Source organism: Roseivirga sp. (assembly GCF_965216855.1).
In the GTDB taxonomy this organism is placed as follows: Bacteria; Bacteroidota; Bacteroidia; order Cytophagales; family Cyclobacteriaceae; genus Roseivirga.
In genome coordinates this window covers 3,147,616-3,172,795 of the sequence record NZ_OZ244204.1, presented here as the reverse complement: position 1 = coordinate 3,172,795, position 25,180 = coordinate 3,147,616, and the positions used below count along the sequence as shown (strand labels likewise).

26 protein-coding genes are annotated in these 25,180 nt (G+C 42.4%); 19 read left to right on the top strand and 7 right to left on the bottom strand.

The annotated features are described in order from the left end of the window. Nucleotides 1-148: 148 nt before the first annotated feature. The 7 genes from ACOOEY_RS14135 to rocD form a co-directional block, all read right to left on the bottom strand. Entirely contained in the window at nucleotides 149-3,142 is a 2,994-nt protein-coding gene (locus tag ACOOEY_RS14135) for a hypothetical protein (RefSeq protein ID WP_420385371.1), read from the bottom strand. 3 nt (nucleotides 3,143-3,145) lie between these two features. Then, nucleotides 3,146-3,703, bottom strand: coding sequence for a hypothetical protein (locus ACOOEY_RS14130; protein ID WP_420385370.1), 558 nt, complete (start codon nucleotides 3,701-3,703; stop codon nucleotides 3,146-3,148). 190 nt (nucleotides 3,704-3,893) lie between these two features. Further along, complete coding sequence (locus tag ACOOEY_RS14125) at nucleotides 3,894-4,463, bottom strand: hypothetical protein (protein ID WP_420385369.1); 570 nt, start codon at nucleotides 4,461-4,463, stop codon at nucleotides 3,894-3,896. A gap of 320 nt (nucleotides 4,464-4,783) precedes the next feature. Then, entirely contained in the window at nucleotides 4,784-5,221 is a 438-nt protein-coding gene (locus ACOOEY_RS14120; RefSeq protein WP_420385368.1) for a hypothetical protein, read from the bottom strand. After that, the gene (locus ACOOEY_RS14115) at nucleotides 5,218-5,883 is read right to left on the bottom strand and encodes a response regulator (RefSeq protein ID WP_420385367.1); all 666 of its coding nucleotides are present in this window, start codon (nucleotides 5,881-5,883) and stop codon (nucleotides 5,218-5,220) included. Before ACOOEY_RS14115 ends, ACOOEY_RS14120 begins: the two co-directional genes overlap by 4 nt. 40 nt (nucleotides 5,884-5,923) lie before the next feature. Next, nucleotides 5,924-7,837: a tetratricopeptide repeat-containing sensor histidine kinase gene (locus ACOOEY_RS14110; protein ID WP_420385366.1), complete on the bottom strand. Its 1,914-nt coding sequence runs from the start codon at nucleotides 7,835-7,837 to the stop codon at nucleotides 5,924-5,926. A gap of 520 nt (nucleotides 7,838-8,357) precedes the next feature. Then, nucleotides 8,358-9,638, bottom strand: coding sequence for an ornithine--oxo-acid transaminase (rocD, locus tag ACOOEY_RS14105; protein WP_420385365.1), 1,281 nt, complete (start codon nucleotides 9,636-9,638; stop codon nucleotides 8,358-8,360). Here rocD and ACOOEY_RS14100 point away from each other — a divergent pair. The 19 genes from ACOOEY_RS14100 to ACOOEY_RS14010 all read left to right on the top strand — a co-directional run bounded on the left by ACOOEY_RS14100 (nucleotide 9,637) and on the right by ACOOEY_RS14010 (nucleotide 25,062). Then, a complete protein-coding gene (locus tag ACOOEY_RS14100; RefSeq protein WP_420385364.1) occupies nucleotides 9,637-9,876 on the top strand; it encodes a DUF5522 domain-containing protein in 240 nt (79 codons plus the stop codon). The genes rocD and ACOOEY_RS14100 overlap by 2 nt on opposite strands. After that, nucleotides 9,873-10,409 (top strand): PH domain-containing protein, encoded by a 537-nt coding sequence (locus ACOOEY_RS14095; protein WP_420385363.1) that lies wholly within the window; start codon nucleotides 9,873-9,875, stop codon nucleotides 10,407-10,409. The genes ACOOEY_RS14100 and ACOOEY_RS14095 overlap by 4 nt, the downstream gene beginning before the upstream one ends. Beyond that, the gene (locus ACOOEY_RS14090; protein ID WP_420385362.1) at nucleotides 10,393-11,901 is read left to right on the top strand and encodes a PH domain-containing protein; all 1,509 of its coding nucleotides are present in this window, start codon (nucleotides 10,393-10,395) and stop codon (nucleotides 11,899-11,901) included. Before ACOOEY_RS14095 ends, ACOOEY_RS14090 begins: the two co-directional genes overlap by 17 nt. A gap of 125 nt (nucleotides 11,902-12,026) precedes the next feature. Further along, nucleotides 12,027-12,266: a 50S ribosomal protein L28 gene (gene rpmB, locus ACOOEY_RS14085; protein WP_420385361.1), complete on the top strand. Its 240-nt coding sequence runs from the start codon at nucleotides 12,027-12,029 to the stop codon at nucleotides 12,264-12,266. A 25-nt stretch (nucleotides 12,267-12,291) separates the two neighbouring features. After that, complete coding sequence (locus ACOOEY_RS14080) at nucleotides 12,292-13,758, top strand: aminopeptidase P family protein (protein ID WP_420385360.1); 1,467 nt, start codon at nucleotides 12,292-12,294, stop codon at nucleotides 13,756-13,758. A 254-nt stretch (nucleotides 13,759-14,012) separates the two neighbouring features. Next, complete coding sequence (locus ACOOEY_RS14075; protein WP_420385359.1) at nucleotides 14,013-14,594, top strand: Crp/Fnr family transcriptional regulator; 582 nt, start codon at nucleotides 14,013-14,015, stop codon at nucleotides 14,592-14,594. 61 nt (nucleotides 14,595-14,655) lie between these two features. Beyond that, nucleotides 14,656-15,405: a DJ-1/PfpI family protein gene (locus tag ACOOEY_RS14070; protein ID WP_420385358.1), complete on the top strand. Its 750-nt coding sequence runs from the start codon at nucleotides 14,656-14,658 to the stop codon at nucleotides 15,403-15,405. A 275-nt stretch (nucleotides 15,406-15,680) separates the two neighbouring features. Beyond that, nucleotides 15,681-16,343: a porin family protein gene (locus ACOOEY_RS14065; protein WP_420385357.1), complete on the top strand. Its 663-nt coding sequence runs from the start codon at nucleotides 15,681-15,683 to the stop codon at nucleotides 16,341-16,343. Nucleotides 16,344-16,383: 40 nt separating this feature from the next. Beyond that, the gene (locus tag ACOOEY_RS14060; protein WP_420385356.1) at nucleotides 16,384-17,445 is read left to right on the top strand and encodes a serine hydrolase domain-containing protein; all 1,062 of its coding nucleotides are present in this window, start codon (nucleotides 16,384-16,386) and stop codon (nucleotides 17,443-17,445) included. Between the two features lie 13 nt (nucleotides 17,446-17,458). Beyond that, nucleotides 17,459-17,869: a hypothetical protein gene (locus tag ACOOEY_RS14055; protein WP_420385355.1), complete on the top strand. Its 411-nt coding sequence runs from the start codon at nucleotides 17,459-17,461 to the stop codon at nucleotides 17,867-17,869. Next, nucleotides 17,866-18,510, top strand: a complete 645-nt coding sequence (locus ACOOEY_RS14050; protein WP_420385354.1) for a CatB-related O-acetyltransferase — start codon at nucleotides 17,866-17,868, stop codon at nucleotides 18,508-18,510. Before ACOOEY_RS14055 ends, ACOOEY_RS14050 begins: the two co-directional genes overlap by 4 nt. A gap of 7 nt (nucleotides 18,511-18,517) precedes the next feature. Further along, nucleotides 18,518-19,165 carry a hypothetical protein gene (locus tag ACOOEY_RS14045; RefSeq protein ID WP_420385353.1) on the top strand — a complete coding sequence of 216 codons (648 nt, stop codon included), beginning with the start codon at nucleotides 18,518-18,520 and terminating at the stop codon, nucleotides 19,163-19,165. Nucleotides 19,166-19,232: 67 nt separating this feature from the next. Beyond that, nucleotides 19,233-19,808, top strand: coding sequence for a Crp/Fnr family transcriptional regulator (locus ACOOEY_RS14040; protein WP_420385352.1), 576 nt, complete (start codon nucleotides 19,233-19,235; stop codon nucleotides 19,806-19,808). A gap of 63 nt (nucleotides 19,809-19,871) precedes the next feature. Beyond that, nucleotides 19,872-20,312, top strand: coding sequence for a carboxymuconolactone decarboxylase family protein (locus ACOOEY_RS14035; RefSeq protein WP_420385351.1), 441 nt, complete (start codon nucleotides 19,872-19,874; stop codon nucleotides 20,310-20,312). A 167-nt stretch (nucleotides 20,313-20,479) separates the two neighbouring features. Next, entirely contained in the window at nucleotides 20,480-20,662 is a 183-nt protein-coding gene (rpmG, locus tag ACOOEY_RS14030; protein ID WP_420385350.1) for a 50S ribosomal protein L33, read from the top strand. Between the two features lie 2 nt (nucleotides 20,663-20,664). Continuing rightward, the gene (locus tag ACOOEY_RS14025) at nucleotides 20,665-20,820 is read left to right on the top strand and encodes a DUF4295 domain-containing protein (RefSeq protein ID WP_420385349.1); all 156 of its coding nucleotides are present in this window, start codon (nucleotides 20,665-20,667) and stop codon (nucleotides 20,818-20,820) included. A 187-nt stretch (nucleotides 20,821-21,007) separates the two neighbouring features. Beyond that, nucleotides 21,008-21,961: a signal recognition particle-docking protein FtsY gene (gene ftsY / locus ACOOEY_RS14020; RefSeq protein ID WP_420385348.1), complete on the top strand. Its 954-nt coding sequence runs from the start codon at nucleotides 21,008-21,010 to the stop codon at nucleotides 21,959-21,961. 88 nt (nucleotides 21,962-22,049) lie between these two features. After that, on the top strand, nucleotides 22,050-22,559 hold the full coding sequence (locus ACOOEY_RS14015; RefSeq protein ID WP_420385347.1) for a hypothetical protein: 510 nt from the start codon (nucleotides 22,050-22,052) through the stop codon (nucleotides 22,557-22,559). A gap of 142 nt (nucleotides 22,560-22,701) precedes the next feature. Further along, on the top strand, nucleotides 22,702-25,062 hold the full coding sequence (locus ACOOEY_RS14010; protein WP_420385346.1) for a TonB-dependent receptor: 2,361 nt from the start codon (nucleotides 22,702-22,704) through the stop codon (nucleotides 25,060-25,062). The last annotated feature ends 118 nt before the right edge of the window (nucleotides 25,063-25,180 follow it).

Genomic DNA, 25,180 nt, shown 5'->3' with positions numbered 1-25,180 from the left:
TATTTTCATCTTGAATAAAAAAGCAACTCCCGGAGCTGGCAGGATCCGGGAGTCAGATGAAGCAACCTAAAAGGGTAAATCAATGACAGTAAAAGAACCTCATTGTATGCACCTTAAATCAAACGTCATGCTTACCCTTTAGATTATCTTAATTTCCTGACTTGCTTATATCTTCTGCGAGTTGTCTCACCTGATTTGTAGGGACTATTTCTGCCGGGATCACCGTCAGATCTTTTGCTTCTGCAAACCCTTTGAATCTATACGCTGTAAGCACCCCGGTCTCAGTGGTATGGAATCGTACCAAATCTCCCTGATAATTGTAGGACTTGGCATTTTCATCCCTTACCAATTCTCCTTTAGCCACCAGATTGAAAGATTTATCACCAATCTTAATCAGATAGGCTGCTTCATCATTCTTTGGAAGCTTAAGGGTCTTCAGTACTTTAAAAGTACTGTCGTTGGGATACTCAAACTGATAGGTATCTCCACTCAGCTCATCGTAGATAAGTTCTTTCCATACCGCATCACTGGCATTCTGAGTAACATACGCACGGTGTACATTATTTCTGAATTCACCATTAACTGCCAACATGGCTCTGTTATTTCCCCAATGAATGACTGCATCCTCCTGATCACTGATGAGCACTCTCACCTTACCATTCTGAATAATCTCCTTGGTCTTATACCCGGTCATTTCATATAGAAAATGACTAACCGAGTCATAAGCCATCATATGATCTGTATCAAAACTGCTAAACCAGCTAAGTCTATTCTGGATATAAGTACCGTTGGCATCGGTCAGGTAAAACACCTGTGTAGACTTGTTATACTCAAGACGGCCGAGGTCTACTGCATCATCGTCTTTCTCAATCTTGAGGTCACGATTTATACCCAGTTCCGTTAGCATTTCATTAATTTCCTTAACCTGGAGGTGGTTGGCATAAATAAAACTACCCGGCTCAACTTCATCAAAATGAGGGAATTGGTAGGCCCTGATTTTTCCTTCTTCATCTTTATAAAAGTGAACTACCTCTTGATTATCGTTTCGCAGTTTGCTGAAATCATAGTTATCAAGTTTCTCTCCTTTTCTGAATATTACCCAACGATTAGCTTCCAGCTTAAGTAAGTATACATTATCGGTGGCGTAAGGCAGCTTTCTCATCTCTCCCATAGTGGCAGGTTGATCGAGGTCATAACGCATACCATAACTTCTGTTTTCGAGTGAATCATAGACCAAAGCACCATAGACATTTCTATTATTATCTAGCTTATGTGCATCGAACTGCTGTTTGGTAATTCGTTCACCCGGCTTATAAAACACTATGCTTTTGCCTTCATTGTACATGTAGTAGGCATAAGCAGCACTGTCTATTAATACCGTCACATTCTGACTGAGATGTTCCTTTCCCTTTTCCAGCTGATAGAAACTGTCCATTCTCAGGTACTGTCTGGTAAGGGGGAAATACACCAGCAATTGATCATCGGGTGTCTTAACTGACTTGGAAGCAATGGTTGTAATGGTCTGTCCATCTTTAGATTTCAATCTATAATTGCCATTGGCCAGCTTATCATACTGGTAAGCACTTAGATCAATATCGATTAGTCTCTTCTCCTTTATTTCCTTTGCCGGATCAATGAGATAGTCGGCTGGAAATATATCTGAAGGCTGACCTTCATTAAAACGCTTTCTGAATTCGGGTAGAGCATACCAATAATACACTCCTCCTGTGTAGTTGTAAGTGAGCTTATTCCCGCTCTTATCCTCAAATTGCTTTTCTATACCAACCGAACGTCCAAAGGCAGTAAGTACATAGGTAGAATCAGTAGCCTTACCCCAGTAATAGGACTCCCCTGTGAGCTCTGCAATAGCTACTCCATCTTCCAGCTTATCTACATGCTCAGCCACAAAGGTTTTATTATCATTACCCCTTACATAGGCTACAGAGCTGGTACCAATATCATAGCTCGAGTAGTTACTATAAGTAGTAGTTCCTGATGTGAGTTTTATGCCATTTCTATAGACATTGATCCCTCCTGAGCTTCCGGCCGATGTATAAACAATCGCATTGGGTTCAGCAGTAACCAATTCCGCTTCACCCCACGAAGTCATATTACTGTTATCATCATAACCTTTTAGCAGATACCAGCTTTTGGTCGATGCTACATAAGTAAGTCTGTCTTTAGAATTAGGAATATCATAAGCAGCTCCATTACTGGCGATTTTGCCGTTAACCGCCAATTGCATCTGCGCATACTTTCTGATAAACTGCCCCCGGTCGTCTTTGGCACTCTCCATTCCTGTTCTCCCCGTCTCAGTGCCATCAGCATAAATAATCTTTCTGATGACCAACCTTGATCGGCCAAACTGCTCATCTATCACTTCTGCTTTGATCCAGTTACCTCGCTCATCATCTACAAAAAGTTGGTTTTGGTGTCCCTTCTGACCCGTACTCACCTTTTTGGTCTCTTCCAATAAATCACGCTCGTTGCTCAGGTCGGTATATTTGGTGATCTCAAACTCACCCTGATCAGTATTTCGTTTTTCAGTTGTAATGCGCTGACCATCTTTAATCTCATAACTATAGGTCGAAATGACACTGGCATTCTCCTCATCAGGCATTTTTCTACTCAGCTGGGTTCTTCTTCCTTCCTCGTCTACTTCATAGTATTCGGTAAGTTGGAGCGTTCCATTCTGCTTCACCTCCACAGAAATAAGATGATCCTTGTTGTCATACTCATAGACCTTTTCCACTGTATTAGGTCCCTGCACCTGCGTGGTCTTTTCAACCAGACCTTTCTTATAGTCATAAGTAGTGGTTTGAAGCGCCAGATTATTGGACGGATTCACAATTTTCATTTCAGTGAGTAAGCCCTTTTTATCCAAAGTGTATACATACTTGTACTGCTGATTATTGGAAACATTGAAGCTCATGATACTACTCAGCCTTCCTTCATCATCATATTGCTCAACATCTTTCTTGACATAAGTCAGTCCCTGATTGTTGACAAACTGATATTGGTACCACTCAATACTTTTCACTTTACCCTGAATTCCTTTCGATTCAAGCGTGGGTACTTCTAAATCCTGTGCCACCACATGAAGCCCTATACACAGTAGAAAAATTACCAGTCTTGCTTTCATGGTTTACTTGTTAAAGTGACTAAATACTTCTTCTGGAATGATCCCTTCGAGAATCATCTTCATACCTTTATCATAGTCCAGCACACGCCAGCCCTCAAAGTCATTTCGCGATACAGCAAACATTTCTCGTTTGGCCTTTACCATGACTAGGTCTCCTTCCATGGTTGCCTCACCAAATTGGGATTTCATACCGTTGTAAAAGATGGGTTTGCTCGCTTCGGGCATCTCGGATACATCATAGTTCAAGGCAAATTTGTAATTCACCAGAGCATAGTCACCCTTTTCTTTTGAGGTGTATATACTACTGACCGAATCAATCTCCATTTGACCAAATGAGGCCTTTTTGAGCATTTCTTCGTATTGCATCAAAAACATCTCTTTTCCGATCATACCGATCAGGTCTGGATGTACCCAATCCAGGGCTTCTGATATTTTTTCTTCCTGCAGCAAACTGAAATAGGTTGCTATGTCTTTTTTAATCTCCTCCTTTTTGTCCTGTGCCTGTAGTGTAAAGGCCATTAACATTAAAAGAAGAATTACTGAGGTTCTTATACTTTTCATATGAGTTGATTTTTGTTGAAAGGTCGAAGAATTAGAGCCTGTATATTATCCCTCATAGCCAGTAATTCTCTATCCGTGCCAGCACGTAGAAGCGTACTGTAATCAGTACTCAATCAAGCAGTTAAGCACCCCTCTGAGTCCGGAAAACTCAAAGCAGGCACTTAACCAAACAGACTGTATTTTGGTATAGCTACCAGCTAATATTGAGGCTCCATTTTAGGGTAAAGGAGTCGGTATCATCAGCCTCATTGACCATGGTAAGAGACTGAAGGTCAGAGCTCAATATGCCATCGGTGATGTCGACATCTACCGTCACTCCGGACTCTGAAATGTAATTCTTCTCTTCTCTGGCATGGCCGGTATTCAGGAAGAACGTCTGATAAAGGTTCAGCTCTCCACTGTTAATGGTAAAGCGATCATCAGTAAATGTAAATGTTCCTGTTTCAGTGGGGCGTGATTCAAAAGCGAAGCCAATGGCAAATGTGCTGGCGGCTCCTCCATCATTGTTGTTTTGGTCCAGCTGATCGCGTGAAGCAAAGTTGATCTGATACCTGAAAGGTCCCGAACCAGCCGGCAATGCTGTTCTGGAAACTATAAAAAATGAATCTGAATTAACCAGCACCCAACTGTCAGGGGCTTCTGTAGTCTCTTCCTGTTCTTCTTCCTCTTCGGGAATTGTTCCATCGTCTTCACCACAGCTGGCTAAAGCAAACAGCACTAGCATGGCGACAAAGAGCATTAGTAATTCTTTTCTTTTCATGGCATTGTTTTTTGAACACTAATGTCCACGCATTCCTGCTGCTAAAACATCCCCATGACGCAGTAATCTGTCGTCAGTGCTGGCACTGACTGAGTGCAAATAATACCCACCAGCACGGATGTTTTACCATCGAAAGACTACTGATTTTTACATACGTTAAGGCTGTGATCAAACCATTCTTTAGCTGAGGAAGGTAAAAAAAGAAAAGACAAAAGGTCTTCGATAGTCTTAAGATAAAACTGAGTAGTGTCAGTTCATTAGTTGATTTGGGAGGCCGCTTTGCAAAAGGTGGCCTTCTGAATTTTGTGGAGATAACTGAACTAGGCCAGGAAAATAAGGGAGAGCACTACCGCAGCAACGAACCCCAACATGGAAGTAATAAAGTAAACAAGGCCCTTTCTAGAAATCTGTTTCTTATTACTCTCAGGCATCAATTCAAAACGAGCAATCAATCGATCATAAGTGCTTTGACGTCCAATAGTGAATTGAACCAGGGGAAGGAATATCAGAAAAGGAATCAGGGCAATGAGCTTACCCACAGTTCTGCTCTGTCTTCTCCCAAAAATATCTCTAACCATATCGCTGAACGCATCAGTAAAGTCTGGAGAGGCTAGCATGGTAAGTATTACCAGTAAGATAAAGTTGAAAGCCAGTGCGATGCCCAGCAGCCGATTACCATTGACCCTGGCTGCCGCTTCCTTGCCTTTGGGTTTGAGTTCATAGTACTGGTTACAGTACAAAGCCTGCAAGATGTTCATATCAGGTTATTAGCATAAGCAAACTTGATGAGGCCTACAATGGAGTTAGTCCTGGTCTTTCTGAAGATGTTTTTTCGATGCGTTTCAACCGTTCTCTCGCTGATAAACAATTCCTCAGCAATATCCCTGTTGGAATATTCCTTAGCAATCAGGTGGAGTATCTCCCGCTCTCTTGAAGTCAATAGCTTGCCCTCATCAGGTTCATACAGGCTTTTCACCAGCATGGCGTTGATGTCATATGACAAATACATCTTGCCTGCCCTTACGGAATAAATAGCTTCGAGCAATTCTTCCTTGGTATCCTTTTTCAGTACATAGCCATTCACTCCTTCTTTCAGAATCTCCTTAACCAAATGAGACTCATCGTGCATACTGAGCACAATGAACTTGGTTTCGGGAAGAATACGCTTCACTTTTTGAACCAGGCTTAATCCATCATCTTCACCCAGGTTATAGTCGGTAATAACCAGGTCGGGTTTGTGCTTATCGATGGTGCGGATGGCATCCGGCAAATTATCTGAAGCAGCCACCACCTCGAGCATATCATCTTCTTCGATCAGCTTTTTTAGCCCATCGAGTAAAATGGAGTGATCATCAACAAGGACTATCTTCATTTGCTCTAATAACTCAACCTTGCCAGAGAAATTCCTAAGCCATTTCATACCAGCAAGATATACTCACTAAACTATCAAAAATATCCGATTAAGACGTCAATTCCTTGTCCGTACTGGTGGGTATTCGCTTACCTAAGGCAGCCGTATTAACCACAACCGTCATCATGGTGCCGTTGACTCCCGGACGGGAATCCAGATCGAATTCTCCTTTGATTTGGTTCAGTCGGGTTTGAATATTCTTCCAGCCATTCCCTGTGCCTTTAAAGAATAGCTGAGGGTCGAAACCTTTACCATTATCTTCTACAGTAAGAGTAGCTTCTCCGTCTTCATGGATCAACTGAATGGTAATATGATCAGCCTCAGCATATTTCAGGATATTGTTAACCCATTCCTGGGTAATTCTAAAAAGTGAAATCTCAACCAACTCAATCAGTCTCTCATTATTGGCAAAGACCAATACTTCGCAACTCACTTTATCCGTTTGATTGACTCTTGCCCCAAATTCTTTCAGTGCAGGCATCAGACCACGCTTAACCAAGGTCTGCGGCATTAAATCGAAGCAAATATTCCGAAGTTCAGCATACATTTCGTTAATCACTGACTCCCCATTTTTATAAACTTCAAAACGCTTCTCTGCCTCTTTAGATGAAATCTCTCCCAACTGAGCGAGGTTAAGTTTAAGCACTGAAATCAACTGACCGAAACCATCATGGAGATCGCGGGCAAATCGGTTTCGCTCTTTCTCCTGCGATGAAATAATGGCATTGATTTCGGCTTCTCTTAATTTCAACTGAGCCTCCTGTCTTTCCAGCTCAATGGCCTTTTCAGTTCTATTCTTCCAAAGCAGGAAGACTATCACAGCCAGCAGTACAATAACGATCAGGGCAATAACCAGTATCTGATTTCTTTGAAGTCTTACTTCCTGAGCAGCCAGCTCAGACAGCTGTAATTCAATCTGCTGCTCCTTTTCCCTGGTCTGAAACTCTTCACGCAGGCGATTAATGGATTCAATATTCTCAGTATTGAGAATATCTTCACTTGTTTCCACATAGCGCCCCAGGTATTGATAAGCCTGATTAAAGCGTCCTCGTTCTGCATTAAACTCTGCTAACTCTAAAAGACTGTTTTTCTTCACTTCATTGGCATCAGAGGCTTCTGCCAGTCGTAGAGCCTCTTCAGCATATCTGATCGCCTCATCTATTCTGGAGCGGTTATAGGCCATATCGGCACGGGCCAGGCTGAGTTCTGCCAATCGTTGATTATCGGAGACGTCTTCGTAAACCTGCTGCGCCTTATCAAAGTAAAGGGATGCCTTAGTGTATTCACCCTGCTCAGAAAACAGCTCTCCCAGGTTATAGTAAGAGGTGCCTATATTTCCCAGAAAGTCGAGCCTCTCTTTCAGCTGAACGGCTCGTTCCAGGTAATAAAGTGCCGAATCCAGTTGATTCAGTTCCTGAAAAGCCGCACCCAGATTACTCAGACTTGACGATATTTCTACACTATCACCCGACTCCAGCGAAGTATTGAGGTATTCTCTGAAATATCGTTTAGCCTCTTCATAATCTTGCTGGAAATAATAGGACTGGCCCAGAATGTTTTGTACCCTGGCCATTCCTCTCAGGTCGCCCAGGCTCTGAAAGCGCTCCAAAGCCATCAGGCTCTGTTCTACACTTTTCTCATAATCAGCTACGGCATTATAATAAGTGGCTATGTTAATCCGGGCCTTCCCAATTTCCAAAGGATCGTTCAGTTCTTCAAAGAGACCGAGACTTTGCTCATAGAACATAAGGGCAGAATCTGCCCTACCGGAATAGTAATAACCAATGCCTTTAAATTTGTAGCCGGATGCCAGACCAAAAGTGTAAGAAGAAACCTCAGAGCGTTCAATGATCTCATCAGAGATTTCCACCGTGAGATAAGGATCACGCAGATTTCTTGAGGCGCTGTCTATGAGTGCATCAATGGTTTCATTGTTCTGAGCAATGGCCCAGTTTGTCAGCAACAGTAACCAACAGAAAAATATTCCAGCCTTCAATGTCAATTTTGGTGTATGCCCTCTAAAATAGGAAAAAATCAAGCATGATGAATACTTGCTTATGTACAGGATACAGTCAGGTAATCGAAATCATCAGGAAAACAGGTCAACAAAAAAGGGCCAATATCGTGGCCCTTTTTTGTTATTTGTCTTTCGTCAGTCAGTCTGGATCTGACAATCTGGACTCTTGCTCTACTTCGAGACCCTGAGTCTTAACATTTTTTACGAGTTCAGATTTTTGTACCGCTTTCACTGCAGCTCCATCATCATGAGCATACTTGAGGAAAAGACCGTATCCAAATACGATCAACGCCAGTGTTACGCTGATGAAATGTAAAATTCTGCGACTCTTGGTTGAAGACAACATACTACACGCTTGTATACAAAGAACGTTTTAGCTGAAGATTACCCTAAATTTTTAGGCGACTTTTTCTGAAAACGTTTGTAAAAACCTTGTATTAGTCAGGGCTCTCTTTGTAAAGTCTAATTAGCTTCTTTCTTTTTCGAAGGCACTAATAGTTCTTTCAATGATATCGCAACAGTCGTGTAATTGCTCTTCTGTCATAACCAAAGGCGGTGCAAAACGAATAATATTACCATGAGTTGGTTTAGCCAACAGACCATTTTCCTTCAGCTTAACGCATATATCCCAGGCCGTGGAACTAGATGGATCGTCATTAATGACAATGGCATTTAACAGGCCTCTTCCTCTCACCAAAGAAACCAACTCGGTAGTTTCAATGAACCTGTTCATTCTCTCCCTGAAAATATCACCCAGCTTTCTGGCATTCTGAGTAAGCTTTTCATCTCTTATTACTTCCAAGGCAGCCATGGCCACAGCTCCGGCTACAGGATTACCACCAAATGTTGAACCATGTGTTCCCGGGGTGATAACGTCCATTATCTCATCATCAGCCAAAACAGCTGAAACCGGGTATACACCACCTGAAATAGCTTTACCAAGAATAAGCATATCAGGCTTCACGTAGGTAGATTGTTTCTCGCAGTGACCTGCACAGTTACAGTTTCCACAAACAGCCAACAGGCCACCGGTTCTACCAATTCCTGTCTGAATTTCATCAGCCATGAACAGCACCTCATACTTTTTACATAGAGCCGCTACTTGTTGCATAAAGTCATCAGCTGGCACATTTACCCCTGCTTCACCCTGAATCGGTTCAATCAACACTCCTACAATATTGTCTAGTTGAAGTGCTTCTTCCAGTGCCTCCTCATCGTTGTACTGAATTTTGATGAAGCCGTTGGTGAACGGCCCAAAGTTTCTTCTGGCATCCTGATCGCTGGAGAAGGAAATAATAGTGGTTGTTCTACCATGGAAATTCTGATCGAACACGATGATTTTACCTTCATTCTCTTCGACACCCTTTTTTTCATATCCCCATTTACGGGCGATTTTAATAGCAGTCTCCACAGCCTCAGCTCCGGTATTCATGGGCAATACCTTGTCGAACCCGAAATATTCAGTCACATATTTTTCATAAGGCCCAAGTACGTCATTATAAAAAGCACGTGAGGTGAGTGTAAGCTGCTCGGCCTGATTCTTCATGGCACCTATAATGCGCGGATGACAATGCCCCTGATTCACGGCACTATAAGCCGAAAGGAAATCATAGTACTTCTTTCCTTCCACATCCCACATAAAAACACCTTCACCTTTAGACAGTACAACAGGTAACGGATGGTAGTTATGGGCGCCATGCTTATTTTCTAAAGCAATCGCTTCTTTACTAGATTGTATTAATTCCATGGTAGTTTACTTTAAATTTGTTCCTCCAAACAATTGTAATCAACCAAAGGTATCAAAATCATTTCAGCCTGAAAACATGAGTAAACGTTCAAAGCAACAATCCTCTTTTGAAACTAAAACTGAAGATTACTACCTTGACGAAAATGGTCTTTTGGTTTTTACAGCACATTACCTGAAAAAACGTGGCTATTGTTGTAAAAACGGTTGCAGACATTGCCCTTACGGTTTTAAAAAATGACAGAAACCTTTCAAAACCTTTCAGTAAACCCGGCAGATTTACCAGAGGTAAAGCATTCAGAATTCCACAGGATTGAACAAAAATACCTGAGGGTAAGCCTGATCAGCAGATCTATTCTCTTCATTGTACTTATCGCGGCTGCGGTATGCATTATTGTGCTGAGCGATGAAATAGAGCCTGGCCTGTTTGAATTTGGGGTGAGCATTGGCCCTTTACTGGCCATTTGGGTTTTTAGTTTGGTTTTTGGCATAAAGGCTTTCCCTAAAAAGCAATACAGCTTGCGAGAAAGAGATATTGTCTACTGCAAAGGGCTCTTATGGCAAAGCCGAACCGCTATTCCTTTTAATAGAATACAACATGCAGAAGTCAAGCAGGGTCCGATTGAGCGGATTTTTGGTTTACACAGCCTGAAGGTATTCACCGCGGGTGGTGATAGCAGCGACCTTGTCATTCCGGGGCTATCTGAGGAGAATGCCTCTCGCATCAAAGAGTTCATCATGGGAAAAACCGCCTTGGATGGAGTCAATCAGTAAAAAGTATGCTGCACCCAGTCGCCAGTCTAAGGTAGCTATCGGTATTATCCTGATCAAGTTCATCAGGTTTACCATCAGAAGTTTCTGGCCCATTCTTTTAAGTTTCTTCATTGGAAGAAAGGTGGGTAACTCCTTCGAAAACATTATTGGGTACATAGCACTAGGGGTTGCCGCACTTAACCTGATAGGTTCTGTACTCACCTACTTCAGATTTTATTTTCATCTGGAAGAGGGTGCCATTGTTATTGATAAGGGCGTATTGAAAAGATCGAAGACAAATATTCCCTTTGAACGAATCCAGACCATCAACCTGCAGCAAAACCTGCTACATCAGATTTTCAATGTAGTGAGCCTGGAAATCGATACGGCAGGAGCCAAAAAATCAGAACTCACTATTGATGCTCTGGATAAAGAAGACGCTGAAGCCTTGAGGAAATTTATCCTTGAGGAAAAAGACCAATTGCTGGAAGAAACAGAAAGCACTACTTCCGAGGTAAGCACTCAGGAGGTAGAAGAAGAAACTCTATTGGAATTGGGCGTAGGAGACCTGATTAAAGTTGGAGTAAGTCAAAACCACCTGCGGTCTATGGCCATACTCTTTGCTTTTGTCTTTTCGACCCTCAATGAGATTACCGATGATGTGAGTGATATGGTACAGGAAGAACTCTCAGGTTATCAAGAAGCCATACTGAATAATGGATGGATTCTCTTTGCTGGTTCTGTCATCATTGTTGCTATTATCTCTTTTGTCTATTCGCTGATCAATACAGTACTCAAGAACTTTGAGCTGAAACTCACCAGTAAGAAAAGCGGACTTAAACTCGTCCGGGGTTTGTTGAACAGGGAAGAGATTTCAATTAATAAATCGAAGGTTCAGACCATCTCCTGGTCGGATAATCCGTTGCGGATGATGTTCAAGATGTTCACCATACAGATTGAGCAGGCCAGCAGTGCCCAGGCCGATCAGTTGAAGTCTAAAATTCGGATACCAGGGGGATATAAAGATCAGGTAAAGAGTGTACTCAAAATTGCCTTTGCGCAAGACCGTATCGAATCAGATATTAAGTATAGGGTAAGCATACTTCTGAAATACCGGATCATAATCTTCTCTGGCCTCCTACCCGCTCTGATAGCCACTGCCATTGGCTATTTCCAAATAGGCTATCAGGGACTATGGTTTTTAGCCTGGATTCCACTGGTTTGGCTTTCTACCACACTTTATTACAAAAAGCGATCTTTCGAACTTGATGACCACCTACTCCAAAACAATCGGGGTACTTTCGGACATCATTTTGAAGTCATACCATTATATAAGGTACAAGCTGTTAGCATTAAGCAAAGCTGGTATCAGCGTAGAAAAGAGCTGGCCACAGTTAAGATTCATACGGCTGCCGGATCGCTCAATATTCCATTTATACCTGTAGAGCAGGCAGAAGCACTTGAGAACCTGATTTTATATAAGGTAGAAAGTGACCAAAGAAAGTGGATGTAGGCCATATTTACCGATATTTGGCTTTTCAGAATTTAAGGCTGATATTTTTAAAAGAATATTGGCAGGTTCAATTTTAATTCAGATATTTGCAGTCCGTTTGAGAAAAGCGGCAAATTTTAAGAGCTATGTCAAGAGTTTGTGATTTAACAGGAAAGAGAGTTCAGGTGGGTAACAATGTTTCTCACGCCAACAATAAAGTGAAGAGAAAATTCTATCCAAATCTTCAGAAGAAGAGATTTTATATCCCTGAAGAAGATAAGTGGATCACTCTGAAAGTTTCTACTTCAGCAATCAGAACCATCAATAAAAATGGTATCTCCGCTGTTCTAAAAAAAGCAAGACAAAACGGTAACATTTTAGTATAATAGCGTCTCAGAACGTTATTATGCTATGATAAAACCAAGTAAAATATATGCAATCCTGATAGTGTTTCTGTCAGGATTTTTTGTTTCTCAGGCTCAGGAAAGAAGGGATGATTATCTGTCTGCAGACTTTCATCAGGACAGAAGGGAGCAACTCAGAAACATTATGCCCGATAACTCTGTGGCAGTCTTCTTTGCCAACCCGGTACGCAACAGGGCCAACGATGTAGACTATGTTTATCATCAGGACCCGAACCTCTACTACTTAACGGGATATAAAGAACCACACGCTGTTCTTCTGATCTTCAAAGACAATCAAACCGATGAAGATGGGCAGACCTACAACGAAATCTTCTTTGTTCAGGAAAAGAATCCTATGGCTGAAATGTGGACCGGCCGAAGAATGGGTGATCAGGGTGTTAAAGAGACCCTGAAAATCAACAATGCCTATAACGGCTCCACCTTCAAGGATTATAACATCGACTTCAGCCAATTCGATAAGGTAATGTTCTACGACTTCAAAAATGATGTGCGCGACAATGCCAGCGATCAGGCTGACCTGTACAGTCTTCAGGAACAGTTTAAGCAGAAGGTGGGCTATGTTACCGATGGTAACACACTGGGAAAGGAGCTTCCTTCAAGAAATATCGACCTGAGTGAACTCAACACCCTCATGGCTTCACTAAGAGGCATCAAAACCCCTGAAGAAATTGACCTGCTGAGAAAAGCGGTATTCATCTCAACCGTAGGACAGGTAGAGGTAATGAAAGCCATGAAGCCTGGCATGTCGGAGTTTGAAATTCAGGGAATTCATGAGTATGTATTCAAAAAATATGGTTCTGAATATGAAGGCTACCCTTCTATTGTAGGTGCCGGTAATAACGGATGTATCCTCCACTACATTGAGAATGAAAAACCAATGATTGAAAGCAAGGAAATGATTCTGATGGATCTTGGTGCCGAATATCACGGCTATACGGCTGATGTAACTCGTACCATCCCGGTTGACGGTGAATTTTCTCCGGAGGAAAAAGCGATTTACGATCTTGTCTACAAGGCCCAGGAAGAAGCTATCCAGATGTGCAGACCGGGAGCCACTTTTGGAGAGATCAGTGCCAAAGCACGTCAGATCATTAACGAAGGCTTGGCTGAACTGGGAATTATTGAGAACCCAGACTCACGCCACATGTATTACCCTCACGGGCTTTCACACCACATTGGCCTGGATGTTCATGACCTGGGACCATATGACATGCTGCGAGAAAATATGGCCATCACTATTGAACCAGGTATTTACATTCCCAGTGGTTCTAAATGCGACCCTAAATGGTGGGGTATTGCTGTAAGAATCGAAGATGACATTTTGATTACCAAAGACGGCTTTGAGTTACTTTCTTCCTTTGCACCTAGAACGACCGAGGAGATTGAAAAAATGATGAAGCAACCTAGCCCGTTAGACGACTTCCAGTTGCCAGACCTCAAGGGTGGGAAATAAATTGATTTGATGATTCAACAACCTTAGATTGAATAGATACAAAAGAAGGAAGCTCGAAAGGGTTTCCTTTTTTCATTCACAACCTTACTTTCATAATACCTTCTACTTGAAAACCAATATTTCAAAGTAAGAGCGCTATTTAGAAATCCTCATTCTTTAACTTCAAGCCTGAAGCACAAAAGTGATCTTGACTTTAAGTTTTCGCTTCAACCTGAACCTTTAGAGGATATTGAAGACTGTTGTTAAGAGAAAGCATGAGCAGTGAGGAGATAGTAAATAAGCTGGGAGAAAAATACAGCCCATTATCCGGTGAATGTCAAAGGGATTTCATCTCTCATTTCAATTACCTCAAAATCAGAAAAGGCGAGGTCGTAGTTCGAGAAGGTCAATATTCAGATAAGGCCTACCTCATACTAGCGGGCTGCTCAAGAGCATATTATATCAAGGATGGCAAAGATATCTCAGATTGGTTTGCTTTTGAAGGTGAGTTTATGAGCTCTATAGTCAGCTTCTTCCAACATGAGCCCAGCCCTCATTATGTTGAGTTTGTCGAAGATTCGACTGTACTTGAATTTACAAGAGACACCATCGACAGCCTCTCTGAAAAACACCATGACTTCGAACGCTTAATTAGTAAAGTAGTCACCCAAACCATGCTCGGCCTTCGTGAACGATTATCCTCTATATTATTCAATAGTGCTGAAGAGCGTTATAATCAACTACTGAGCATTAGACCTGACATCACCAATAGAATGCCTTTGACTCATATCGCCTCCTATATAGGTATCACCCTGGAAACATTAAGTAGAATCAGAAACCACAAAAAGCGAATTTGATATAGATCAAATGAATCTTCCTGAATGCGCTTGAGATTTGCGGATATCAAAACCAACAAACATGAGGAAATTAGGAATCATTGCCATTGCGGTCATTGTATTGAGCTGCAACCCTAACTCAAAACAAGTAACAGAAACGGGTGAGCTTGCTCGTCAAAGTGATGTTAAAACGGACACCCTAACCAAGCATTTAAAGCCCTTTAAACCTGAACTTCCAACCATTGGTCTCCTCATCTTTAGTGGTGTTTTGCAGGGAGAAGTCATAGCCACATCAGATGTCTTCGGAAAGCCAAATCCAAACATGGAGCAGCTGTTCAATGTGGTAACCATAGGAGAAACCATGGCCCCTATCACCACTGAGGAAGGCATGCACTTTGTTCCGGATTACACTTTTGAAAACTGTCCGAAGCTAACGGCTCTCTTTGTCCCCAGCGGCTATGACATGTACGCCCATGTCCGCAACAAGGAGCTGATTGAGTTCATCAGAGAGAAGAATAAAGAAACAGACTATGTCGTGAGTAACTGTGCAGGAGCTCAACTGATAGGAGAATCAGGCATTGCCGATGGCCATAAAATTGTGACCTACATTGGTGGTGGCAAGCAGTTACAAGAAGATTATCCCAACCTGAAAGTCCAGGATGACAGCCTGGTTACTTTCGTAGAAGACGGTAAATTCAGCTCATCTAACGGAAACATGACCAGTTACATTTCTGCCCTCAACCTGCTGGAAAAAATGGCAGGACCCGGGCAAAGAGAATTCGTTGAAGAGTATCTGTACATCGACAGGCTCAAAACCTGGAAAAAAGAATAACCCATTAATTTTCAGTTCTACACAAGGAAGACAGGGCCTTCGGTTGATTTAACCGGGGCCCTGTTTGATTTTATAAGCCCCGACTCTCGTCCTAAATCTCAACTAATGAAATCACAAACTGCCTGAAACCGTCTGTTTCAGGCCCTATCTCCCATCAAAAAAGTCCGGATTTTCATAATGGACGTCCCAATCTAACATGTCGGACATTTAAGCCTTTGGCTCCCCACATCTTTGTCTCATCAACAATTTGAAACAACAAGTAAAACCCATTGATTATGACAAAGAAACTTTTAACACTCGCATTGATCTTAATGGCAAATGCAGCATTTGCCCAAAAGACTTACCTCGATCTTTTAGTGAACTACTCTCCTTCTACTTTTTACTATGGAGATGCCAATGATGACTTAAAGGATTACAGAGAAAACCTTAAGGGATTACAGGCAGGTCTGTCTTTTCAGGCCGGTATTACAGAGCGCTTTACTGCAGTTGCTGAGCTATACTACATGCAAAAAGGAAGTCAGTTTAAGTCAGACAATCCTATCAATCATGCCAAGACTAAGACCAGATTACACATGATTGAAATGCCGGTAATGGCCCGGGTTCATTTTGGCAGGGTTTATCTGAATGCAGGACCTAGTTTGGCCTATCAGTTAGCCGGAAAAGTAAAAGTAGAAGCTACAGAAACTACCCCTAAAACAGAAACCAAAATCAACTTTGGAAGTGGTGCCGATGAATTCAAAAGGTGGGATGCCGGCATGGAAGTAGGTGGCGGATATGAACTACCCTTCAAAAAGACCATGCGTATCACTTTCGATGTACGCTACCATGTTGGCTTGGTGAATATCTCCAATGTATCGGAAATCTATAATCGCAGCTTCCTCTTCAACATTATGATCTCTAAGCCCTGGAAGAAAAACCCTTTAGCCAGAACCAGATAAATCAGAGTCCCGAAGCAACAAAACTCAAAAACAAACAACGATGAAACACTTTATACAACTATTGAGCCTTATGATGGTCACCATGATGGTTGGTTGCAGTAATGATGACAGTACTCCTACAAGCGCATATACCGATGCAGAATCATTCTTCACTGAACTCGATTATCAGGGTACAGTTATCATCAAAAAAGGCGATACTGAAATTCTAAGCCGTGGATTTGGACTGGCCAACCAAACCACTGGAGAAAGTAATGGTCTGAACACTAAATTCAGACTCGCTTCAGTCAGTAAGACACTCACAGCCATGGCGGTAGTACAACTGAAACGCGATGGACTGATCGACAACTTTGACCAAACCATCAGTGAATTTGATGATGACTTCCCGAATGGAGATCAAATTACCCTCAAACAGCTATTGATGCATCAAAGTGGCCTTCCTGATTATGTGGGAGCTATAGAGCCTCTGGCAAAATCGGGGACCTCCATAACATCTGAAGATATTTATGAGGTAATTCAGGAAGAGGTAGCAGAAAATGGTCTATTATTCAGCCCTGGTACCTCAGTAGCTTATAGCAACTCGAACTTCCTTATAACCGCGCTTTTGATTGAAGCATTATCAGAGCAATCATACACTGATTATGTAATGGAGAAAATACTCTCTCCACTGGGCATGGATGCAACAGAGCCAGGCCAGCCTGCCATTGATGGACAGGGTTATGCCCGGGGTTATCAAGGAACCGAGGATGTTTCATCTTACCCCATTCATATTGCCCTCGGTGCTGGCAACTGGACTTCCACCGCTACAGACATGTTACTCTGGTGCGAGGCCATCATGGGTGATTGGCTAACGTCTGAGGAGAAGGCGTTCGTCTTTCCAGGAGATGTGCCTTTAGAAAGCACACTTCTCGGCATGGGTTGGTTCAAAAGTAATATTGGAGGAACTCTATATTACTGGCACGGAGGTGATATTGATGGATTTTCAACCATGATCGGTTTTATTCCAGAGCAACAAGGAATTATCATTACCCTCAGTAATCAGGAAGATCCAACGGGTATGCAAAGAGAGCAAATCATAGAAACATTGCTGAGGAAAGAATTCTAAATTGGCAACTACTATGTCCATATTTGCCAAACAAACAGTATCCAAAGTACGCCTGTTACAGGCACTTTGGATATTTACAGCCCTCTTTCAAATACTGATCCTTCTTGGATTAATAGACTATCGGTTTATCGCGGGAGGAAGACTGGAATCATTGGAACAGGCTCGGCAGCATTTAATACTAGCGATTACCGTGCTATTGGGTTTCATCCTGATCATAGAAAGGTTTTATCAAAGCATTGTCACGAAGGGATGGACAAAGGGTTGGCTGCGAGCAGTAATATTCCTGATCGGACTGTTTTTCATACTCAATACTATTGGAAATTTATTGGCAAAAACAATATTGGAAACCCTCCTATTTACCCCAATCACTTTAATTTCAGCATTTTTCTGTATTCAGTTAGCATCAAAATCTAAAAAGGCATGAAACAAGGACCTAACCCAAATGAAAAATTCCCATTAGAAGGTTACAACAAGCTTTGCTTTCTAAAGAATATCGTGGACCACCCTCAAATAGAAATTGGTGATTACACCTATTATGATGACCATGAAGATGTCAACAATTTCCTGAAGTCTGTTAAGTACAACTTCGACTTTATAGATGATAAGCTTATTATTGGCAAATTCTGTAGCATCGCTTCAGGGGTACAGTTTTTACTGAACGGTGGCAACCACCTGACTTCAGGCATCTCTTCTTTTCCCTTCGCCATTTTCGGAAATGGTTGGGAAGGAGCAATGGAGGGCAAAGAATATCCGGTAAGAGGAAATATTGAGATCGGAAACGATGTCTGGATCGGTCATGAAGCGGTTATTCTACCCGGGGTGAAGGTTGGTGACGGCTGTATCATTGGAGCTCAATCGGTGGTGAGTAAAGACATGGAACCTTATACCATTGCCGCAGGTAATCCTGCTAAAACCATCAGAAAGCGCTTCAGTGAATCAGAAATAGAAAGCCTGCTGGAAATTCAGTGGTGGAACTGGCCTATTGAAACGATCACTGCCAATATTCAGAACCTTACCGCATATAATATCGATGCCCTGAAGGCCATTCACAACCAGTTCAAATAACCAACACATGAAATCACTCAAGAAATTAGCTGCCTATTCAGCACTCATAGAAGCAGCCCTATACATCTTCGGCTTCGCCATATTATTAGGGCCACTGAATCCAGGAGATGTCACCCTAACCCTACCCGAAAGGTTAAGCTTTTACAACGAACACAAGGCCCTCTATCAACTCTGGATCTTGCTCATTTATGTGGTCTTTGGAGTTACTTTGGTTTTCCTAAGCTTCGCTTTAAATGGCCTGATGAAGGAAAAGAACCCCATCCTTTCAGGGATAGCAGCCATCTTTGGCTATATCTGGTCGGTGCTGGTTATTGCCAGTGGTATGCTGACCAATATTGGATTAAGTGCAGCACTCAAGCATCAATCAGAAAATACAGAACAGGCTAATCAGCTATGGTTAACTATAGAAACTATCCAAAACGGACTGGGAGGTGGTGTTGAGGTAGTTGGAGGAATTTGGGTGTTGCTTGTGACCCTTGCCGGCCATAAGGCCAACCTGTTTCGAAAGGCATTCCTGATTTTGGGATGTCTGGTAGGTCTGGCCGGCATACTCACCGCCATTCCCGGTCTAAGCGACTTAGGAGCAGTCTTTGGCCTGCTTCAGATTGTCTGGTTCATTTGGATTGGGTTGAAACTAGTCAGGAATAAAGACTAAAGATCATCACAAAAACAGCAATTAAGTAATATGAAAGCCTGCCAAGTGGTAGATTGCAGACATCATTATGAGTCAGGCCCTTTTCAATCATATCAATCAATTTACTAGCCTTAATAAGGAATCTTTCGAACAAATGATGCTTCGCTTTGATTTGTTGCAAGTTGATAAGAAAGAAATTCTTAGCTCAGCAGGCAGCAAGTGCGATCAGATCTACTTTGTAGTTAAGGGCTGCCTTCACTCCTATTTTGTAGATGACAGCGGGGTTGAAAAGACAGTAAAGTTTGCTCTTGAGGATTGGTGGGTAACAGACTTTCTGGCTTTCCATCATCAAACCACCACGGAGTTTTATATCCAGGCAGTAGAACCGTCAATAGTTTTAAGGATCAATTATTCAGACCTTGAAGAGTTACGGCAAAAATACCCTCAGCTCGAGAGCTACTTCAGAAACGTCTATGAAATAGGTTATGGAGCCGCAATGATGCGCTTCAAATATATTTTCAACTACTCTAAAGAAGAGATTTTTACGCGCTTCTGCGAGCAGTTTCCCGAGTTTGTCAATCGAATCCCTCAATATATGCTGGCTACTTATCTGGGGCTAACACCTGAATATCTCAGTAAAATCAGAGCCAAGAAGCTTTCTTAAACCAGTTTAAGATTTTTCCATTAGGCGGCAGTTACCTTTGCTCACATCAACAACAAAAAGCAAATGGAAAAGAGAATTCAAATTGACGAAATTGAGCCTAAGAGCTTTCAGGGCATGTTTTCACTGGAAAAATATCTCTCAGAAACTCAGCTATCCAAAAGCCAGATGGAACTGATAAAGATGAGGGCTTCTCAAATCAATGGCTGTGCATTCTGTCTGGATATGCATTCAAAAGACGCCATAAACCATGGCGAATCAGCGAAACGGCTCCTCCTCCTCGATGCCTGGAGAGAGTCAGGACTCTTCTCTCAGGAAGAACAGATCATTCTAAAGGTAACAGAAGAAGTTACCCTCATTCATGTGCAGGGCTTAAGTTCATCTACCTATGAGGAAGCGATGGAAGTACTGGGAGAATCACTCCTGGCTCAAACCATCATGGCAGCTACCACAATCAATGCCTGGAACAGGATTGCTATCAGCACCCACAAGCCAATTCCTGAGTAATAGCCGTAAGGAATTTGAATTTGTGCTAAGGTATATGAAACCAGCAAGTTACATTTGCTCTTGAATTAGAAAACGGAAGATTTATTTTCAATAAATTTTAAAGCAAGGGTTTTCATATCACAATGACTTCCGTATATTTGCAGTCCGAATTTTGAAAGCATAGAGAAATGGCTAAGAAAGGCAACAGAGTTCAGGTAATTTTAGAGTGTACAGAGCACAAGGATAGCGGCATGCCTGGTACTTCAAGATATATTACCACTAAGAACAGAAAGAACACAACAGAAAGATTGGAGTTGAAGAAATACAACCCAATCATGAAGAAATATACCGTTCACAAAGAAATTAAATAATCATGGCTAAGAAAGTAGTTGCAACCCTAAAGAAAGAAGGTGGTGTAAAATACGCCAAAGTGATTAAGGCAGTAAAATCTCCAAAAACAGGTGCATATACCTTTAAAGAAGAAATGGTTACTGAAGAAATGGTTAAATCTGTTTTAGCCGATAAATAAGAAATTACCTAATATCATATATATTAAAGTCCCGTTGAGGGACTTTTTTATTACCTGACCTTTACAGGTTATAATGAACTTGTTTCACAAACTAATTGTATCAACAATCAGGGCGTTGAAATAAATTCGGTCAAACGAAATTCAAAGGTCATCACTTACAATTCATTTTGGCTCAAAATTTAAGGCTATGGCACTATTCGGTTTATTTTCTAAAGAGAAAAAAGAGAAGCTGGATCAGGGTTTGGAAAAGACCAAAGAGAACTTTTTCAGTAAACTTGGTCGTGCTGTGTCCGGAAAATCTAAAGTAGATGATGAGGTACTCGATGAGCTCGAAGAAATACTCATCACCTCCGATGTTGGAGTAGACACCACTGTTAAAATCATCGGAAGGATCGAAGAGAGAGTAGCTCGTGACAAGTACATGAATACTACTGAGCTCGACAAAATCCTTCGTGATGAAATAGCCGAACTCTTAGCCGAAAACAATACCGAAGACCTGGCCGACTTCAAACTTCCCGAAGGCCATAAACCACATGTCATTCTGGTAGTGGGCGTTAACGGTGTAGGTAAAACTACCACCATTGGTAAGCTGGCTGCACAATTCAAGAACAAAGGTAAGTCGGTAGTACTCGGTGCGGCCGATACCTTCAGGGCTGCTGCTGTAGATCAGTTAAAACTTTGGGGCGAGCGCGTAGGTGTACCTGTAGTGGCTCATGGCATGAACACTGACCCAAGTGCTGTTGCCTTCGATGCCGTTAAACAAGGTGTGGAAACCAATGCCGATTTGGTGATTGTGGACACAGCCGGAAGACTTCATACCAAAGTAAACCTGATGAACGAGCTCACCAAAATCAAACGTGTGATGCAGAAGTTCATTCCAGAAGCACCGCACGAAATCCTTTTGGTGCTGGACGGTTCAACCGGTCAGAACGCCTTCATCCAGGCCAGGGAATTCACCAAGGCCACTGAGGTTTCTGCTTTGGCCATCACCAAACTCGATGGCACGGCCAAGGGGGGTGTTGTAATTGGCATCTCAGACCAGTTCAAAATTCCGGTGAAATACATTGGGGTAGGTGAAAAAGTAGAAGACCTGCAAGTCTTCAATAAGGCTGAGTTTGTGGACTCATTGTTCAAGAAATAACCGCCCTTCACCAGTTTTAGACGCTTCAATACATTTCGTTTGATGCTTATTCCTTTATCTTTGATTATAGTAGAATTAAGCATTTGCCTTGTTCAAAAAGTCGATAGTAATCTTCTTACTTCCCCTCTACTTCCTGACCTCACTAGGTTCGTTGGCTCCTTATTGGACCATGCTGCACCAGTCTACTTATAGGTTAAGGGTAAGAAGGGGTGAATTCGAAAAGCTAACCACTTTTAAGTTCACCAAACAGGAATACGATCAGCTGGAATGGGAAAGAAAGGGTGAAGAATTCGAATATGGAGGCAAAATGTATGATGTGGCATCCATTGAAAAGACTGATGAAGGCTATACTGTAAAATGTAAGCACGATCAGGCGGAAAGTCTCATCAGAAGGCTTCTCGAAGGCAAAAAGGACAAACAGAAGAACTCCAATTCAAAAAAACGGCCATCGCTTAAATACACCAGCCAGTTTATCGATGGGTCGGCCGGTTTGAAGCCGGCCATCCTCTCCAGCCTGAAAAGGCAGTTTATAGGACCTCTCCGGTTCTACAAAAACATCTATCAAAACATAGAATCCCCGCCACCGGAATTGGGATAATTGATTCGTCCCAAGAAACCCTGGTGCATTGTTTTTCTAGTCGTCATAAGCCAGGGTTTCAACATCAAAACTATTCTAACCATAGCGATAATGGATAGCTCCATCGTGTGCTCTCCATTGTCCGAATGTTAAACCCGATTCTATGAAAAAAATATTTCTAGCGATACTGGGGCTATGCCTGGTATCTACCGTTTTCGCTCAAAATGAGCGAATTAATGGGCGTGTAACAGACGCTTCAACTAACGAACCGCTCATGGCAGCCAATGTGAGAGTAGCCGGTATTGGTGGTACCTCCACCAATGCAGACGGTGAATTCAGTATTCCTTGCTCAGAGGGTGCCGAACTCATTGTTTCCTATGTGGGCTATAAAACCTACAGAGTGAAAATTGAAGACTGTGGCAGCACAATGAAGATATCACTAATGCCTGCCAACCAATTACTGGATGAAGTGCAGATCAGCGCTATTTCCAATACCAATCCATCACAGCTTTATCAACCCACATCAATCTCCAAGCTCAGTCCAAAAGAACTGGAAAGAAGCACAGGATTGTTTTTAGATGATGCTATCAACATGAACGTAACAGGCGTTTATATGACCCGCAGGGCCGTTTCTTCTGGCCAGCAGTTCAACATCAGAGGCTATGGCAACGGTGTGGGTTTCAGAGGCGCCAGCAACAACTTCGATGGACAAGGTTACAAAGTCTACCTGAACGGAATTCCAGTAACTGATGCCGAAGGCGTAACCCTGATGGATGACATGGACTTCGGTTCTATTGGCAATGTAGAGGTAATTAAAGGCCCTGCCGGAACACTTTATGGGCTAGCTATTGCCGGGGCAATCAACCTGGAAACCAAAAAGCCAACTCCGGGACAGGCTTCAATTGGCCAGAACATCATGGTTGGTAATTATGGTTTGAGCAGGTTAACTACTCAACTTCAATTAGGCTTGGAGAAGTCTTCGATCTTGTTGAATTATGGAAGTCAGCATTCTGATGGATTTATGCCTCACAATGCTTCAGACAAAGACTTCGTGAACTTTATGGGCACTTTCAACCCTAATGAAAAGCAGGAAATCTCAACTTATCTGGCTTACAGTAACAGCTACGATCAACGGGCTGGTGAGCTCACTATCGACCAATTTGAGACTGGAGACTACTCAGGAAATGCCCGATACATTAAAAACGATGCCCATTCAGAAGTCATCAGCTTTAGAGCTGGCTTGAACCATACTTATCATTTTTCAAACCAGGTATCTAATACCACTACCATTTTCGGCTCAGGTTCCAGTCTGAATAACAGTTCTGCCGGTGGCTGGACGGACAAGAATCCGACCAATTACGGCTTTCGTTCAACGCTCGATCTGAGTTTCGATACCGGAAGCGGAAGCACCATTAGCGGAATAGTTGGAATGGAAGCCCAACGTCAGCATGCCATGATTGTGGGCTACAGCATGGTAACCAATACAGCCGATCCGAACGGCTACAATGTCATTGGCAACCAAAGAAGCAATCAGGTTACCAATACTTCAACCTCGTCTTACTTTACCGAATGGACACTTTCCTTACCAAGTGACTTGTCGTTCACCGCAGGTATAGGCATCAGCAATATGGATATAGACCTGATGAACAGAGTTTATGATTCCAACAATGGTACTCCCGGTCCAAGATATCAGACTGATTACACCGGCCTGGTTTCACCACATTTTGCCGTTAACAAAGTTTTTAACGATCAGATTTCAGCCTATGTGTCTTACAGCAAAGGCTACAAAGCCCCGGTAAGCTCTAACATTGTCATCTCCACCACCGGAGAATTGAATACCGGTCTTAAGCCTGAAGAAGGCACTCAGTTTGAAATCGGTACCAAGGGCTCCTTGCTCGACAGCAGACTGAACTATCAATTAGCAGCCTTCAGCACTAAATTCGATAATAAAATGACCTCAGTGGCAGTTCCTTTAGATGCCAACACCACCGCTTACACTTACATTGCCAATGGTGGCGGACAGATCAATAAGGGACTTGAAATCGCAGTGAATTATGCCATGTATCAGTCTACTTCCGGTTTCTTCAGTGCGGTTCGGCCATTCGCCAACCTGACTTATTCAGACTTCACTTATGACAACTTCAGCTATGAGTCATCTAACGGGGTATCGAATTATGATGGTAACGATGTGGCGGGCGTTTCTCCAATTGTAGCCAATCTGGGTGTAGATGCCTCTGCCAACAATGGGCTTTACGGAAATCTGAATTTCTCCTATAAAGACTCCATGCCGATAACTTCTGATGGCAATAATGCATCGGCCGATTACAGATTGTGGAATACCAAAATCGGTTACCACAAAATGCTGTCATCGCACTTCGATATGGACTTATACTTCGGTGTGAATAACATCTTCGGAGAGAAATATTATTACATGGTTTTCATCAATCAGTTGGCCGATGCCTACATTCCGGCACCCAAAGAAGCTAACTATTTCGGTGGAGTAAACCTGAAATACATATTCTAAAACATTAGAGGCTAAGGGCATGTCGGGGAAGTCACCCTATTCCGAAAATAATTGATTTTCCCTGGTAACAGTTCAGAAGCGCTTGTCGTACGGATTCACTTCTGAACCTTGCCCACCT

What these genes read in the sequence shown, in the direction of transcription:
- ACOOEY_RS14135 (WP_420385371.1), bottom strand. Translation starts at nt 3,142, where the DNA reads ATGAAAGCAAGACTGGTAATTTTTCTACTGTGTATAGGGCTTCATGTG.
- ACOOEY_RS14130 (WP_420385370.1), bottom strand. Translation starts at nt 3,703, where the DNA reads ATGAAAAGTATAAGAACCTCAGTAATTCTTCTTTTAATGTTAATGGCC.
- ACOOEY_RS14125 (WP_420385369.1), bottom strand. Translation starts at nt 4,463, where the DNA reads ATGAAAAGAAAAGAATTACTAATGCTCTTTGTCGCCATGCTAGTGCTG.
- ACOOEY_RS14120 (WP_420385368.1), bottom strand. Translation starts at nt 5,221, where the DNA reads ATGAACATCTTGCAGGCTTTGTACTGTAACCAGTACTATGAACTCAAA.
- ACOOEY_RS14115 (WP_420385367.1), bottom strand. Translation starts at nt 5,883, where the DNA reads ATGAAATGGCTTAGGAATTTCTCTGGCAAGGTTGAGTTATTAGAGCAA.
- ACOOEY_RS14100 (WP_420385364.1), top strand. Translation starts at nt 9,637, where the DNA reads ATGGTAGTTTACTTTAAATTTGTTCCTCCAAACAATTGTAATCAACCA.
- rocD (WP_420385365.1), bottom strand. Translation starts at nt 9,638, where the DNA reads ATGGAATTAATACAATCTAGTAAAGAAGCGATTGCTTTAGAAAATAAG.
- ACOOEY_RS14095 (WP_420385363.1), top strand. Translation starts at nt 9,873, where the DNA reads ATGACAGAAACCTTTCAAAACCTTTCAGTAAACCCGGCAGATTTACCA.
- ACOOEY_RS14090 (WP_420385362.1), top strand. Translation starts at nt 10,393, where the DNA reads ATGGAGTCAATCAGTAAAAAGTATGCTGCACCCAGTCGCCAGTCTAAG.
- rpmB (WP_420385361.1), top strand. Translation starts at nt 12,027, where the DNA reads ATGTCAAGAGTTTGTGATTTAACAGGAAAGAGAGTTCAGGTGGGTAAC.
- ACOOEY_RS14080 (WP_420385360.1), top strand. Translation starts at nt 12,292, where the DNA reads ATGATAAAACCAAGTAAAATATATGCAATCCTGATAGTGTTTCTGTCA.
- ACOOEY_RS14075 (WP_420385359.1), top strand. Translation starts at nt 14,013, where the DNA reads ATGAGCAGTGAGGAGATAGTAAATAAGCTGGGAGAAAAATACAGCCCA.
- ACOOEY_RS14070 (WP_420385358.1), top strand. Translation starts at nt 14,656, where the DNA reads ATGAGGAAATTAGGAATCATTGCCATTGCGGTCATTGTATTGAGCTGC.
- ACOOEY_RS14065 (WP_420385357.1), top strand. Translation starts at nt 15,681, where the DNA reads ATGACAAAGAAACTTTTAACACTCGCATTGATCTTAATGGCAAATGCA.
- ACOOEY_RS14060 (WP_420385356.1), top strand. Translation starts at nt 16,384, where the DNA reads ATGAAACACTTTATACAACTATTGAGCCTTATGATGGTCACCATGATG.
- ACOOEY_RS14055 (WP_420385355.1), top strand. Translation starts at nt 17,459, where the DNA reads ATGTCCATATTTGCCAAACAAACAGTATCCAAAGTACGCCTGTTACAG.
- ACOOEY_RS14050 (WP_420385354.1), top strand. Translation starts at nt 17,866, where the DNA reads ATGAAACAAGGACCTAACCCAAATGAAAAATTCCCATTAGAAGGTTAC.
- ACOOEY_RS14045 (WP_420385353.1), top strand. Translation starts at nt 18,518, where the DNA reads ATGAAATCACTCAAGAAATTAGCTGCCTATTCAGCACTCATAGAAGCA.
- ACOOEY_RS14040 (WP_420385352.1), top strand. Translation starts at nt 19,233, where the DNA reads ATGAGTCAGGCCCTTTTCAATCATATCAATCAATTTACTAGCCTTAAT.
- ACOOEY_RS14035 (WP_420385351.1), top strand. Translation starts at nt 19,872, where the DNA reads ATGGAAAAGAGAATTCAAATTGACGAAATTGAGCCTAAGAGCTTTCAG.
- rpmG (WP_420385350.1), top strand. Translation starts at nt 20,480, where the DNA reads ATGGCTAAGAAAGGCAACAGAGTTCAGGTAATTTTAGAGTGTACAGAG.
- ACOOEY_RS14025 (WP_420385349.1), top strand. Translation starts at nt 20,665, where the DNA reads ATGGCTAAGAAAGTAGTTGCAACCCTAAAGAAAGAAGGTGGTGTAAAA.
- ftsY (WP_420385348.1), top strand. Translation starts at nt 21,008, where the DNA reads ATGGCACTATTCGGTTTATTTTCTAAAGAGAAAAAAGAGAAGCTGGAT.
- ACOOEY_RS14010 (WP_420385346.1), top strand. Translation starts at nt 22,702, where the DNA reads ATGAAAAAAATATTTCTAGCGATACTGGGGCTATGCCTGGTATCTACC.